Consider the following 11,697-nt stretch of genomic DNA (forward strand, 5'->3'; position numbering starts at 1 on the left):
CCCTGACACCGTGGCCACCCTGGCGGTGTGCGGCGACGTGATGAGCCATATGCCGGTGACCAACGACGCCTGGTCGGAGGCGCTGGGCGGCTATGACTATACCCCCATCTTCGGCGACGCCGTTCCCCTGGTGACCCGGGCCGACTATGCCGTGGCCAATCTGGAGACCACCCTGGCCGATGGGCCGCCCTACTCCGGCTATCCCGCCTTCCGCTCCCCGTCGGCCCTGGCCGGCGATCTGGCCGAGGCGGGCTTCGACCTCCTGCTCACCGCCAATAACCACTGCCTGGACCGGGGCTATGACGGCCTGACATCCACCCTGGACGCCCTGGACCGGGCGGGCCTGGCCCATGTGGGCACCAGCCGCGGCCCGGAGGAGGACGCCCAGGGGCCGTACCTGGCCGATGTGGGGGGCATTTCGGTGGCCTTTTTGGGCTATACCTACGGCACCAACGGCATCCCCCTGCCGGAGGGCAGGGACTACGCCGTCAGCCTGTTCAACACCGACTACCTGACCACCCTCTCCACCCCCGACACCCAGCGCCTGGAGGAGGGACTGGCCGCCGCCAAGGCGCTGGACCCCGATCTTATCGCGGTGCTCATCCACTGGGGGGTGGAATACCAGAGCACCAAAAACGACGCCCAGGAGGCGCTGGCCGACCTGCTCATCGCTAACGGCGCCGACCTGGTGCTGGGGGGACATCCCCATGTGCTCCAGCCCATGGAGCTGCGCACCGTGGACGTCCCCGGCGGCAGCCGTACCGGCTTTGTGTGCTACTCCCTGGGCAACTTTATCTCCTCCCAGGTGGACCCCTACACCGACATCACCGCCGTCCTCACCCTGGAGCTGACCAAGGACGGGACCACCGGAGAGACCGGCGTGACCGGCTGGACCTATGCCCCCATGGAGATGGTCCGGGAGGAGGGGGCCGCCCAGGTCTTTCGCCTCACCGCCGCCGGCAGCGGCAGCGCGGCCGCCCTTCACTGTCAGGAGGTGCTGGGATCGTCTGTGGATTGAGAAACTTGTAAACAATTCTTGAACACCCCTTGCAAATTGGCGGCAAGTGGATTATCATAGTGTTAGCACTCAATGTCAAAGAGTGCTAACGCTATGTTTTTATTTTGTATGTTCATATAGGAGGCACAAGCACCATGGAAAAGAAAGCCTTTCAGGCGGAATCCCAGCGCCTGCTGGACCTGATGATTAACTCCATCTACACCCACAAGGAGATTTTTCTCCGGGAGCTCATCTCCAACGCCAGCGACGCCACCGATAAGCTGGCCTACCTGGCCCTCACCGACGACCAGATCGCCGTGGACCGGGACGAGCTGAAGATCACCATTACCCCCGACCAGATCGCCCGCACCCTCACCATCTCCGACCGGGGCGTGGGCATGACCAAGGCCGAGATGGAGGACAACCTGGGCACCATCGCCAAGAGCGGCTCCCTCCAGTTCAAGCAGGACATGGCCGCCAAGGACGCCGGCGACGCCGCCGCCAAGAGCGACGTGGACATCATCGGCCAGTTCGGCGTGGGCTTTTATTCCGCCTTTATGGTCTCCGACCATGTGACCGTCATCTCCAGGGCCTACGGCAGCGGCGAGGCCTGGAAATGGGAGTCCGACGGCGTGGAGGGCTACACCATGGAGCCCTGCGAAAAGGACACCGTGGGCACCGACATCATCCTCCACATCAAGCCCGACGGCGAGGAGGAGAAATACGGCGAGTATCTGGAGCAGTACCGCATCTCCGAGCTGGTGCAGAAATACTCCGACTATATCCACTATCCCATCGTGATGCTCATGCACAAGTCCCGCCAGAAGCCCCGCCCCGAGGACGCCGGCGACGACTACAAGCCCGAGTGGGAGGACTACGACCAGTGGGAGACCCTCAACTCCATGGTCCCCCTGTGGCAGCGGCCCAAGAGCGAGGTCACCGACGAGGAGTACAACCAGTTTTACAAAGAGAAGTACGCCGACTGGGAGGACCCCCTGTCCACCGTCCACGTCAGCGCCGAGGGCACGGTGGAATACAAGGCCATGCTCTATATTCCCTCCCACGCCCCCTACAATTTCTACACCCGGGACTATGAAAAGGGCCTCCAGCTCTACTCCGCCGGGGTGCTCATTATGGACAAGTGCGCCGACCTGCTGCCCGACCACTTCCGCTTTGTCAAGGGCGTGGTGGACTCCCAGGACCTGTCCCTCAACATCTCCCGTGAAATGCTCCAGCACACCCGCCAGCTCAAGGTGATCGCCAACAACCTGGAGAAGAAGATCAAAAACGAGCTCCTCCGCCTCCAGAAGGACCAGCGGGACAAGTACGAGCAGTTCTGGAAGGCCTTCGGGCTCCAGATCAAGTACGGCCTGCTGGGCGACTACGGCGCCCACAAGGATATGCTCAAGGATCTGCTCCTCTTCTGGTCCTCCAAGGAGGGCAAATATACCACCCTGGCCGAGTACCGCGGCCGGATGCCGGAGGATCAGCCCTACATCTACTTCGCCGCCGGCGAGAGCGTGGACAAGATTGCCCACCTGCCCCAGACCGAGCGCATCCTGGACAAGGGCTACGAGATCCTCTACCTCACCGAGGACCCGGACGAGTTCGTCATGAGCACCCTGGGCGCCTGGGACGAGAAGCCCTTCAAGTCGGTCAACGACGCCGACGCCCTCCCCGAGACCGAGGAGGAGAAGAGCGCCGCCGAGCAGAAGGCCACCGAAAACAAGGACGTGCTGGACTTCGTCAAGGAGACCCTGGGCGACCAGATCAAGGAAGCACGCATTTCCCGCATCCTCAAGAGCGGCGCGGTGTGCATGACCTCCGACGGCCCCGTCACCCTGGAGATGGAAAAATACTTCCGCCGTATGGACCCTGACCACGCCGACGGCATGAAGGCCCAGCGGGTGCTGGAGCTCAACCCCGATTCCGACGCCTTCGCCGCCCTCAAGCGGGCCATGGAGGAGGACAAGGACAAGGCCGCCCGGTACGCAAAGCTCCTGTACAGCCAGGCCCTCCTCATCGCCGGCCTCCCCCTGGAGGACCCCACCGCCTATACCGACCTGGTCTGCTCCCTCATGCAGTAAAAAATTAAACTTGTCCGTTTTGACCAAAATGGGACCGTCCGTCGGCCTGAAAACTGGCCTGGGGGCGGTCCTCTTTTTCTTCCTATTCCAGTAAAAATGTATTATAATATACTACAATATTAGAAGGAAACAACATGGAAACCAGTTTATATCATGCAGGAGGAAACGGAAAATGACCTTTGTTTTGACCATTTCGTCCCAGGAGGATGTGCAGAGACTGCGGGCGCTGGCCCTTTCGGTGCCCGAGGCGGTGACGGTGCGCTCCAAGAACGGGGAGATCGCCCTGAACGCCAAATCCCCCATGGGCATCTACGCCATGGATTTTTCCCAGCCGGTGGAGATCATCAGCGAGTCCCAGACGCTGATGGACGCCCTGCGCAGCTGGTGAGCAAACGGCGGGCATACGAGCGCAAAATACCGACGGCGTACCGGAGGGAGACCCCTTCGGTACGCCGTTTTTGTATGGGATGGAAAAGCTAAAAAAGCTCCGCCTGTTCCAGAAGAGCGTCCCATTCCGGGGTATCAGGCGAAAAAGCGGCTTCAAATTCCTCCAGAAGTTCCTGGGTCAGATACGCGCCGGTAAAGAGGTCCTCCAGCCATTCTTCTGTGTAGTAGGCGGGGGAGAGATGATCTTGAATCCAGTCGGTGAGCGCGTCAAACGGCGGATCAGAGAGGTAGGTGGAGAACAGGGTCACCGCGGACTGAAGCTGTTCGTCCGTCCAGCCGGGTGCTTCCTCGGCGTGGACCACAAAGGTCAGCCGTTCTCCGTCGCTTTGCAGGGCGCCGGTCACAGAGACGTCGGAGCCTGTATCCGGCTCCCTGTCCCGAAAAGAGACGGCCAGCTGCAAATCCTCTTCCGCCATGGCGCGGAGCAGGGCGGTATAGGTCTCTTCTTCCAGCGGGTGGTCGGTGTTGGGCGCGGGATTTGCAATCCAGTCCCAGGTCCAGGCATCCAGATGTTCCAGCGTGTCGGCAAAGCTCCAGCGGCCCGAGCCGCTGAATTCAATTTCCTCCTGCTCGAAAGAGAAGTCGTCCCACATGGAAAGACCGTATTCGCCGTGGAACGCCCAGCTTTTCACCACCTGGTTGGCAAGCGTAATGGCTTCCTCCGGCCAGTCGCCCACCAGAGCCAACGTTCCGTATGCGGAACTGATATTTGCCATAAAAGAATCGCCCTCCTTGTAAAAACAGCAGGCACACGGATGGAGTGCCACGCCGTGTGCCTGCTGAAATAATATGGTTTATTCGTCGGCCATCGCCTTGGCGGCCTCAATGGCCTTTTCCTGGGCGGCGGGCGGCGCGTCCTCGTAGCGGACGAAGTGGAAGGTAAAGGAACCGCGGCTCTGGGTGAGAGAGCGCAGGTCGATGGCATAGGTCATCATCTCGGCCATGGGAACCTCGGCCTCCACGATCTGGTTGCCCTTGCCGTCGGGGTTCATGCCCATGACGCGGCCGCGGCGCTTGTTCAGGTCGCCGATGATGTCGCCCATGTAGCTGTCGGGAATGGTGACCTTCAGCTCGCCGATGGGCTCCAGCAGCACGGGGCTGGCCTGGGGCATACCGGCCTTGTAGGCCAGCTGCACGGCGGTCTTAAAGGCCATTTCGGAGGAGTCCACGGGATGGTAGGAGCCATCGTACAGGGTGGCCTTCAGGTACACCACGGGATAGCCGGCCAGCACGCCGTGCTGCACCGCCTCGCGCATACCCTTTTCCACGGCGGGGAAGTAGTTCTTGGGCACGGCACCGCCCACGACCTCCTCGCAGAACTGGAGCTCCTCGGTGTCGCCCGGCTCAAAGCGCATCCACACGTCGCCGAACTGACCGTGGCCGCCGGTCTGCTTCTTGTGGCGGCCCTGGACCTCCACCTTCTTGCGGATCTTCTCGCGGTAAGGCACACGGGGGATGGAGAGGACGGCATCCACGCCGAAGCGGGTCTTGAGCTTGGAGACCAGCACGTCCATCTGCATGTCGCCGGTGCCGGAGACCACCATCTGGCGGGTCTCGGCATTGTTGACCCAGTTAAAGGTCAGATCCTCCTCGCCCAGACGGGTGAGACCGGAGGCGATCTTTTCTTCCTGGCCCTTGGTCTTGGGGGCGATGGCCACCGAGTAGCAGGGCTCGGGGAAGGGAATGGCGGGCATTTTGACCACCTTGCGGCTGTCGCACAGGGTGTCGCCGGTTTTCAGGGCGTCCATCTTGCCGATGGCGCCAATATCGCCGCAGCCCAGCTCCTTGACTTCCTCGGCCTTCTTGCCCTTCATGACGTACAGGCGGCCCAGCTTGAGGGTCTCGCCGGTGCGGGCGTTGACCAGAGACATATCGGGGGTGATGGAGCCGGACATGACCTTCACGTAGGAGTACTTGCCGTACTGGTCGGAGGTGGTCTTAAAGATGAAGGCGCAGGGGAGGGCGCGGTCGGAGAGGACGTATTCCTCGGCCTCGCCGTCGCTGTCCTCCACCACCACGGGGGGCGCCTCCAGGGGGTTGGGGACCAGGTCCACGATGGTGTCCAGCAGCATCATGGTGCCCAGGCCCTCCACGGCGGAGCCGCACACCACGGGGAAGAGGGACAGGTCGCGGACGCCCTGACGGAGGCCCTGGACCATCTCGGCGTAGGTGAAGTCCTCGCCGGAGAAATATTTATCCATAAACTCTTCGCTGGTCTCGGCCACGGACTCCTTGAGGGCGTCGTAGAGCTCGTCCAGCACGGGGAGCTTGTCGGCGGGGACGTCGATCTCCACCCGCTTGGTGCCTTCCATGTGGTAGGCGCGCTTATGGAGGACGTCGATGATGCCGATGACCTTTTTATGCTCGTCCCAGATGGGGGCCACCACGGGGGCGATGTTCTTGCCGAACCGCTCCCGGAGGGTGTTGAAGGCGGCGTTATAGTCGGAGTTTTCCTCGTCGGTCTTGGAGATATAGAGGATACGGGGGAGGGAACGGCTCTCGCAGTAATCCCACGCCTTTTCGGCGCCCACGCTCATGCCGGCCTTGGCGGAGCAGACGATGACCGCCGCGCCGGAGACCTGGACGGCCTCCTGGACCTCGCCCACGAAGTCGAAGTAACCCGGGGTGTCCAGTACGTTGATCTTACAGCCGCGGTACTCCACAGGGGCGACGGCCATGGAGATGGAAATCTGACGGCGGGTCTCCTCGGGATCGAAGTCACAGACGGTATTGCCGTCGGCGGGGGAGCCCATACGGATGGTGCCGCCGGTCATGTACAGCATACTCTCCGCCAGGGTGGTCTTACCGTTGCTGCCGTGACCCAGCAGACAGATGTTGCGGATGTTTTGCGCGGAATAGCTCATAGTGGTTTCCTCTCCTTACGTTCAAAAATCGGGCCAGCGGTGTGCCCCGATGGATAACACGACTGACATTAGTGATTATATATCAAAATGCCGGCAATAGCAACAGTGTTTTTTATGGATTGTGCCGGGCGCAATTTTGTCCCGTCCGGCAAGGAAGAACTTCTTTACACGCTGACGGAAGCTGTGATAGAATACTTTCGTTATTTGAAACAAAATTTTTCACATTTTGACGGTCAGCGGCAGGAAAGGAGGGAGGGCTATGCGCCTTTCTCAGGTGAAGGAGATCCTCCACGCCACGGTGCTCTGCGGAGAGGACCGGCTGGAGGAGGAAATTCAATCGGTCTGCGGCAGCGACTTTCTCAGCGATGTGCTGGCCTACGTCCACGAGGAGAATCTGCTTTTGACGGGTATGGTCAATCCACAGGTGGTGCGCACGGCGGAGATGACCGACATCAAGTGTATTGTATTTGTCCGGGGGAAATGGCCGGGCGAGGACGTGCTCTCCCTGGCGCGGGAGCTGGACATCGTGGTGATGACCACCGGCCAGCGGATGTACAGCGCCTGCGGCCTGCTCTACACCCACGGCCTGCCGGGCAGTTGAGAAAGGGGAAACGGGATGGAAACCATCAAATTACGCTACCCGGTGGAGGGCGGCGATTTTATCGGGGCGGGCGAGGCGTCCAGCCAGATGAAGATGACCCTCAAAAAGCTGGGTTTACCCTCCGACGTGGTGCGCCGGGCGGCCATCTGTATGTATGAGGGGGAGATCAATATGGTCATCCACGCCGACGGCGGCTCCGCCGAGGTGGAGGTGGACCTGGATCAGATCACTCTGCGGATGATCGACCACGGGCCGGGCATTCCCAACCTGGGCAAGGCCATGGAGGAGGGGTTTTCCACCGCCGGCCCGGAGGTGCGCAGCCTGGGCTTTGGCGCGGGGATGGGTCTGCCCAATATGAAACGCTATTCCGATGCCATGGAGATCGACACCCAGGTGGGACGGGGCACCACCGTGACCATGCGCATCCGCATCGGATGACCGGTCATGGAGCATAGTGTCCATATTGATCTGGCCCGATGTCGGGGCTGTACCACCTGCATCAAGAACTGCCCCACCGAGGCCATTCGGGTGCGGGACGGCCAGGCCGCCATTCTGGCCGACCGGTGCATCGACTGCGGCAGCTGTATCCGGGTGTGTCCCCATCGCGCCATTCATCCGGCGGTGGAGCCGCTGAAGGGGATGGAGCGCTTTGCCTGCCGGGTGGCGGTGCCCGATCCGGCGCTGTACGGCCAGTTTGGCCAGATGGCGGACATCGGACAGATCCTGGCAGGGATCAAACAGCTGGGCTTTCAGTATATTTTCGAGTCGGCCCGGTCGGCGGAGCTGCTGGCCCGCCACGCAAGAGGGAAGTGTGAGGGACCGCTGCCCCGGATCTCCTCATCCTGCCCGGCGGTGCTGCGCCTCATCCGGCTGCGCTTTCCCCACCTCATCGACCACGTGGAGCCGGTGATGCTCCCCATGGAGTTCGCCGCCATTCAGGCCAGGCGGGCCGTGGCGGAGGAGACCGGCCTGGCCCCGGAGGAGATCGGGGTTTTTGCCATCGTGCCCTGCGCCGCCAAGGTGACGGCGGTCCGCCGTCCCGAGGGCCTGGCCCAGCCGGTGCTGGACGGCGCCTTTTCCATTCAGGAGCTGTGTCTGGAGCTGGTGCGCACCATGGCCCAGGACCAGGGGGAGCATCTGGACACCGCCGCCGGTAGCAGCGGTATTTTCACCGCCTTCGCGGGAGGCGAAAGCGCCCTGCGGGGGGAGCGGGCTTCCCTGGCGGTGGACGGCATCCGAAACGTCATCGAGATGCTGGAAGAGATAGAGGACGGCCGGCAGAGCGGCGTGGAGTTTCTGGAGCTGTGGGCCTGCACACAGGGGTGTGTGGGCGGCTGTCTGAACGTGGAAAATCCCTATGTGGCCCGGCTGCATCTGTCGGCCCTGGCCGCGGCCCTGCCTGGCGAGGGGGGCGGCAGCATGGGCGCCGATCAGGAATGGGACGACGTGACCTTTACCCGGACGCTCCAATACAGCCCCGCTTTCCGTCTGGACGAGGACCGGGCGGCGGCCATGGAAAAATACCGGCGCATCGACGTCCTGGCGGAACAGCTGCCCGGGCTCCACTGCGGGGCCTGCGGCGCCCCCAACTGCCGGGCCTTTGCCGAGGATGTGGTACAGGGGAGGGCGTCGGAGGGGGACTGTATTTTCTTCCAGCAGGAGGAAAACCAGCCCGCCGGTCTGCCGCCCTCCTTCCTGCGACGGGAGGACCAGTGACAAAAAATAAGGGCGCGCTGTCTTTTTGGACAGCGCGTCCTTTCCGCGTTCAGACGGTATATTCCATGTCGTACCACACCACGCCTCCGTGGACCGACTGGGAGACGCCCCGGTTGACGAATCCAAACCGCTTGTAGAAGGGGATGAGATTTTCTTTGCAGGTGAGCACCACCCGCTCCATGCCGCTCTGCCGGGCCCGGTCCAGGTAGGCGTCCATCAGCGCCCGGGCAATGCCCGTATGCCGTTTCTCCGGCAGCACCGCCAGGCCCAGGATGGCCAGGGTGGTCCCGTTTTCCCCCGCGCCCCCCGGTTCGTACAGCCGGTCGCAGAGGAATGGGGCGTCGGTGGCCGGGCCGTTGATGAGGCCCACGATGCGGCCCCCTTCCTCGGCCACCAAAAACCACTGGGGGAAGGCGGCGATGCGGTAGGCAAACGCCGCCCGGGTGGCCCCTTCCGCCGGCGGGAAGCCGGCGTTTTCCACCGCGCATACCCCGTCCAGGTCGGCGGCGGCCACAGTGCGGATGTTCATTATTTGCCGCCTTTCAGCGCCTTCATGCGGTCGGCGTGGCTGAGGATGCGCTTGCGCAGGCGGAGGTTTTCAGGGGTGACCTCCAGCAGCTCGTCGTCGGCCAAAAACTCCAGGCACTGCTCCAGGCTCATCTGACGGGGGGGAGAAAGGCGCAGGGCCTCGTCGGAGCCGGAGGCGCGCATGTTGGTCAGCTGCTTTTTCTTGCAGATGTTGACCGAAATGTCCTCCTGCTTGGGGGTCTCGCCCACGATCATGCCGGCATAGACCGGCACGCCCGCGCCGATGAAGAGGACGCCCCGCTCCTGGGCGTTGAAGAGGCCGTAGGTGACGCTCTCGCCGGTCTCGAAGGACACCAGAGAGCCGGAAGCACGGCGCTGGATGTCGCCCTTCATGGGGGCGTAGGAGTCAAAGACGGAGGCCATGATGCCCTCGCCCTTGGTGTCGGTGAGGAACTCGTTCCGGTAGCCGAAGAGGCCGCGGGAAGGCACCAAAAACTCGATCTTCATCCGGTCGCCCACAGGGGTCATCTCCAGCAGGTCGCCCTTGCGGGAACCGATCTTTTCGATGACGGCGCCCACGCTGTCGCTGGGCACGTCCACCACAAGGCGCTCGATGGGCTCGCACTTCTTGCCGTCGATCTCCTGGAAGAGGACGCGGGGGGGAGAGACCTGGAACTCGTAGCCCTCCCGGCGCATGGTCTCGATGAGGATGGAGAGGGACATCTCGCCCCGGCCGGCCACGTTGAAGGAGTCGGTGGAGTCGGTCTCGGTGACCCGGAGGGACACGTCCTTCAGGGTCTCCCGGAAGAGGCGGTCGCGGAGCTGGCGGGAGGTGACGAACTTACCCTCCTTGCCGGCGAAGGGGGAGTCGTTGACCGAGAAGGTCATCTCAATGGTGGGGGCGGAGATCTTGACGAACTCGATGGGCTCCACCTTTTCGGGGGCGCAGATGGTGTCGCCGATGGTGATGTCGCCGATGCCGCTCATGGCGATGATGTTGCCGGCGGTGGCCTCGGTGACGGACACCTTGCCCAGGCCGTCGAACTGATAGAGGGCGGTGGCCTTGGCCTTTACGGGGGCGGCGTCGGGGGTGTGGAAGTTGCAGACGGCGATTTCCTGGTTTTGCTTGATGGTGCCCCGCTCGATGCGGCCGATGGCGATACGGCCCACGAACTCGTTGTAGTCGATGGAGGAGACCAGCATCTGGAAGGGGGCTTCCTCGTCAGCCTCGGGACCGGGGATATAGTTGAGGATGGTCTCAAAGAGGGGGGTGAGGTCGGTGCCCGCCACGTCGGGGGAGTAGGAGGCGGTGCCCTGCCGGCCGGAGCAGAAGAGGGTGGGGGATTCAAACTGCTCGTCGGTGGCGTTCAGGTCCAGGAGGAGCTCCAGCACCTCGTCGCAGACCTCATGGATGCGCTGGTCGGGGCGGTCGATCTTGTTGACCACCACGATGACCTTATGGCCCAGCTCCAGGGCCTTGGACAGGACGAACCGGGTCTGGGGCATGGGGCCCTCGGCGGCGTCCACCAGCAGGATGACGCCGTTGACCATCTTGAGGATACGCTCCACCTCGCCGCCGAAGTCGGCGTGGCCCGGGGTGTCCACGATGTTGATTTTCACGTCCTTATAGTGTACGGCGGTGTTCTTGGCCAGAATGGTGATGCCGCGCTCCCGCTCCAGGTCGTTGGAGTCCATGACGCGGTCCACGGTGGCCTGATTCTCGCGATAAATACCGCCCTGCTTGAGCATCTCGTCCACCAGGGTGGTTTTACCATGGTCAACGTGGGCGATAATGGCTACGTTTCTCAAATGTGTATTCTGCACAAAAAGCACCTCTTGCATGTCATATCGGGATTCCAACCCCGTATTATAACGCACACAGGGCGCAAACGCAACTTTTTTTCGTGAAAAGGCGGCGTTTCGGCTCTTTCCCCAAAGGCCGGGCGGCAGAGGAGAAGGGGAGCGGTCGTTTTTTGTCCGGCCGGCGTTGACAGGGCGGCGCTTTTGGGGTAAACTAGTCCACACTGGTATGCCCCTGTACCTCACCAGGATAGAGGGTCCGCCTCCTAACATCTGGCGATCTCTCGTCCACCGGAGCTGTACAATTGAATATTTTTGCATATGCCCCTGTAGCTCAGTTGTATAGAGCGACCGCCTCCTAAGCGGTAGGCCACCAGTTAGAGTCTGGTCAGGGGTGCCAGAAAAGCCACTATATTCCGTTTTTATCTGGTTTATAGTGGCTTTTTGTTGTAAATTTACCGGAATGGCATTTCTCTGGATTTTAGAGAAACCATGAATATTTTCTTGTATACTCTTGAAATTGGGCCGGAAAATTTTCATCCCTTCTGCTAAATAGTGTGTACACAAGTTCAGGCTAAAACGGCGCACCAAATAGCAATGCAACGAATTTGCACTGCGGCGAGAAAAGATGCTGTATTTTTAGCATATCGCGTGGCA

General features: G+C 61.8%; 10 protein-coding genes, 1 tRNA gene and 1 pseudogene. 7 read left to right on the forward strand and 5 right to left on the reverse strand.

Annotation, left to right across the window (positions count from 1 at the left end):
* From H7U37_RS13150 to H7U37_RS13160, 3 genes are all read left to right on the forward strand, one after another.
* Nucleotides 1-1,018, forward strand: a 1,018-nt coding sequence (locus H7U37_RS13150) for a CapA family protein (RefSeq protein ID WP_204876375.1), incomplete at its 5' end; no start/stop codon positions are given.
* A gap of 134 nt (nucleotides 1,019-1,152) precedes the next feature.
* Entirely contained in the window at nucleotides 1,153-3,084 is a 1,932-nt protein-coding gene (gene htpG, locus H7U37_RS13155) for a molecular chaperone HtpG (protein ID WP_204876376.1), read from the forward strand.
* A 172-nt stretch (nucleotides 3,085-3,256) separates the two neighbouring features.
* On the forward strand, nucleotides 3,257-3,472 hold the full coding sequence (locus tag H7U37_RS13160) for a hypothetical protein (protein WP_204876378.1): 216 nt from the start codon (nucleotides 3,257-3,259) through the stop codon (nucleotides 3,470-3,472).
* A gap of 88 nt (nucleotides 3,473-3,560) precedes the next feature.
* Here the strand turns inward: H7U37_RS13160 and H7U37_RS13165 are convergent, their stop codons facing one another.
* Entirely contained in the window at nucleotides 3,561-4,247 is a 687-nt protein-coding gene (locus H7U37_RS13165; protein ID WP_204876380.1) for a hypothetical protein, read from the reverse strand.
* Between the two features lie 78 nt (nucleotides 4,248-4,325).
* On the reverse strand, nucleotides 4,326-6,395 hold the full coding sequence (locus H7U37_RS13170; RefSeq protein WP_204876383.1) for an elongation factor G: 2,070 nt from the start codon (nucleotides 6,393-6,395) through the stop codon (nucleotides 4,326-4,328).
* 259 nt (nucleotides 6,396-6,654) lie between these two features.
* Between H7U37_RS13170 and H7U37_RS13175 the strand changes: the two genes are divergently transcribed.
* Genes H7U37_RS13175 through H7U37_RS13185 form a run of 3 tightly spaced genes read left to right on the forward strand, consistent with a single transcriptional unit; the run spans nucleotide 6,655 to nucleotide 8,712 of the window.
* Nucleotides 6,655-6,996 carry a DRTGG domain-containing protein gene (locus tag H7U37_RS13175; RefSeq protein WP_204876384.1) on the forward strand — a complete coding sequence of 114 codons (342 nt, stop codon included), beginning with the start codon at nucleotides 6,655-6,657 and terminating at the stop codon, nucleotides 6,994-6,996.
* A gap of 15 nt (nucleotides 6,997-7,011) precedes the next feature.
* Complete coding sequence (locus H7U37_RS13180; protein ID WP_204876385.1) at nucleotides 7,012-7,434, forward strand: ATP-binding protein; 423 nt, start codon at nucleotides 7,012-7,014, stop codon at nucleotides 7,432-7,434.
* Nucleotides 7,435-7,440: 6 nt separating this feature from the next.
* Complete coding sequence (locus H7U37_RS13185) at nucleotides 7,441-8,712, forward strand: [Fe-Fe] hydrogenase large subunit C-terminal domain-containing protein (protein WP_204876386.1); 1,272 nt, start codon at nucleotides 7,441-7,443, stop codon at nucleotides 8,710-8,712.
* Between the two features lie 49 nt (nucleotides 8,713-8,761).
* Here H7U37_RS13185 and H7U37_RS13190 read toward each other — a convergent pair whose 3' ends face one another.
* Together H7U37_RS13190 and typA are read right to left on the reverse strand one after the other, a co-directional pair.
* Entirely contained in the window at nucleotides 8,762-9,241 is a 480-nt protein-coding gene (locus tag H7U37_RS13190) for a GNAT family N-acetyltransferase (protein ID WP_204876387.1), read from the reverse strand.
* On the reverse strand, nucleotides 9,241-11,064 hold the full coding sequence (typA, locus tag H7U37_RS13195) for a translational GTPase TypA (protein ID WP_420875809.1): 1,824 nt from the start codon (nucleotides 11,062-11,064) through the stop codon (nucleotides 9,241-9,243). Before typA ends, H7U37_RS13190 begins: the two co-directional genes overlap by 1 nt.
* 299 nt (nucleotides 11,065-11,363) lie before the next feature.
* On the opposite strand from typA, the gene H7U37_RS13200 reads away from it, so the two are divergent.
* Nucleotides 11,364-11,440 (forward strand) — tRNA-Arg (locus H7U37_RS13200).
* A 169-nt stretch (nucleotides 11,441-11,609) separates the two neighbouring features.
* Here H7U37_RS13200 and H7U37_RS13205 read toward each other — a convergent pair.
* A pseudogene (locus H7U37_RS13205) lies at nucleotides 11,610-11,697 on the reverse strand (IS5/IS1182 family transposase); the annotation flags it as partial.

Origin of the sequence: Pseudoflavonifractor phocaeensis (genome assembly GCF_016901735.1) — a bacterium.
Classification (GTDB): domain Bacteria; phylum Bacillota; class Clostridia; order Oscillospirales; family Oscillospiraceae; genus Pseudoflavonifractor_A.

Bases quoted from the DNA above. Each gene is read 5' to 3' on its own strand.
- htpG (WP_204876376.1), top strand. From the start codon at position 1,153: ATGGAAAAGAAAGCCTTTCAGGCGGAATCCCAGCGCCTGCTGGACCTG.
- H7U37_RS13160 (WP_204876378.1), top strand. From the start codon at position 3,257: ATGACCTTTGTTTTGACCATTTCGTCCCAGGAGGATGTGCAGAGACTG.
- H7U37_RS13165 (WP_204876380.1), bottom strand. From the start codon at position 4,247: ATGGCAAATATCAGTTCCGCATACGGAACGTTGGCTCTGGTGGGCGAC.
- H7U37_RS13170 (WP_204876383.1), bottom strand. From the start codon at position 6,395: ATGAGCTATTCCGCGCAAAACATCCGCAACATCTGTCTGCTGGGTCAC.
- H7U37_RS13175 (WP_204876384.1), top strand. From the start codon at position 6,655: ATGCGCCTTTCTCAGGTGAAGGAGATCCTCCACGCCACGGTGCTCTGC.
- H7U37_RS13180 (WP_204876385.1), top strand. From the start codon at position 7,012: ATGGAAACCATCAAATTACGCTACCCGGTGGAGGGCGGCGATTTTATC.
- H7U37_RS13185 (WP_204876386.1), top strand. From the start codon at position 7,441: ATGGAGCATAGTGTCCATATTGATCTGGCCCGATGTCGGGGCTGTACC.
- H7U37_RS13190 (WP_204876387.1), bottom strand. From the start codon at position 9,241: ATGAACATCCGCACTGTGGCCGCCGCCGACCTGGACGGGGTATGCGCG.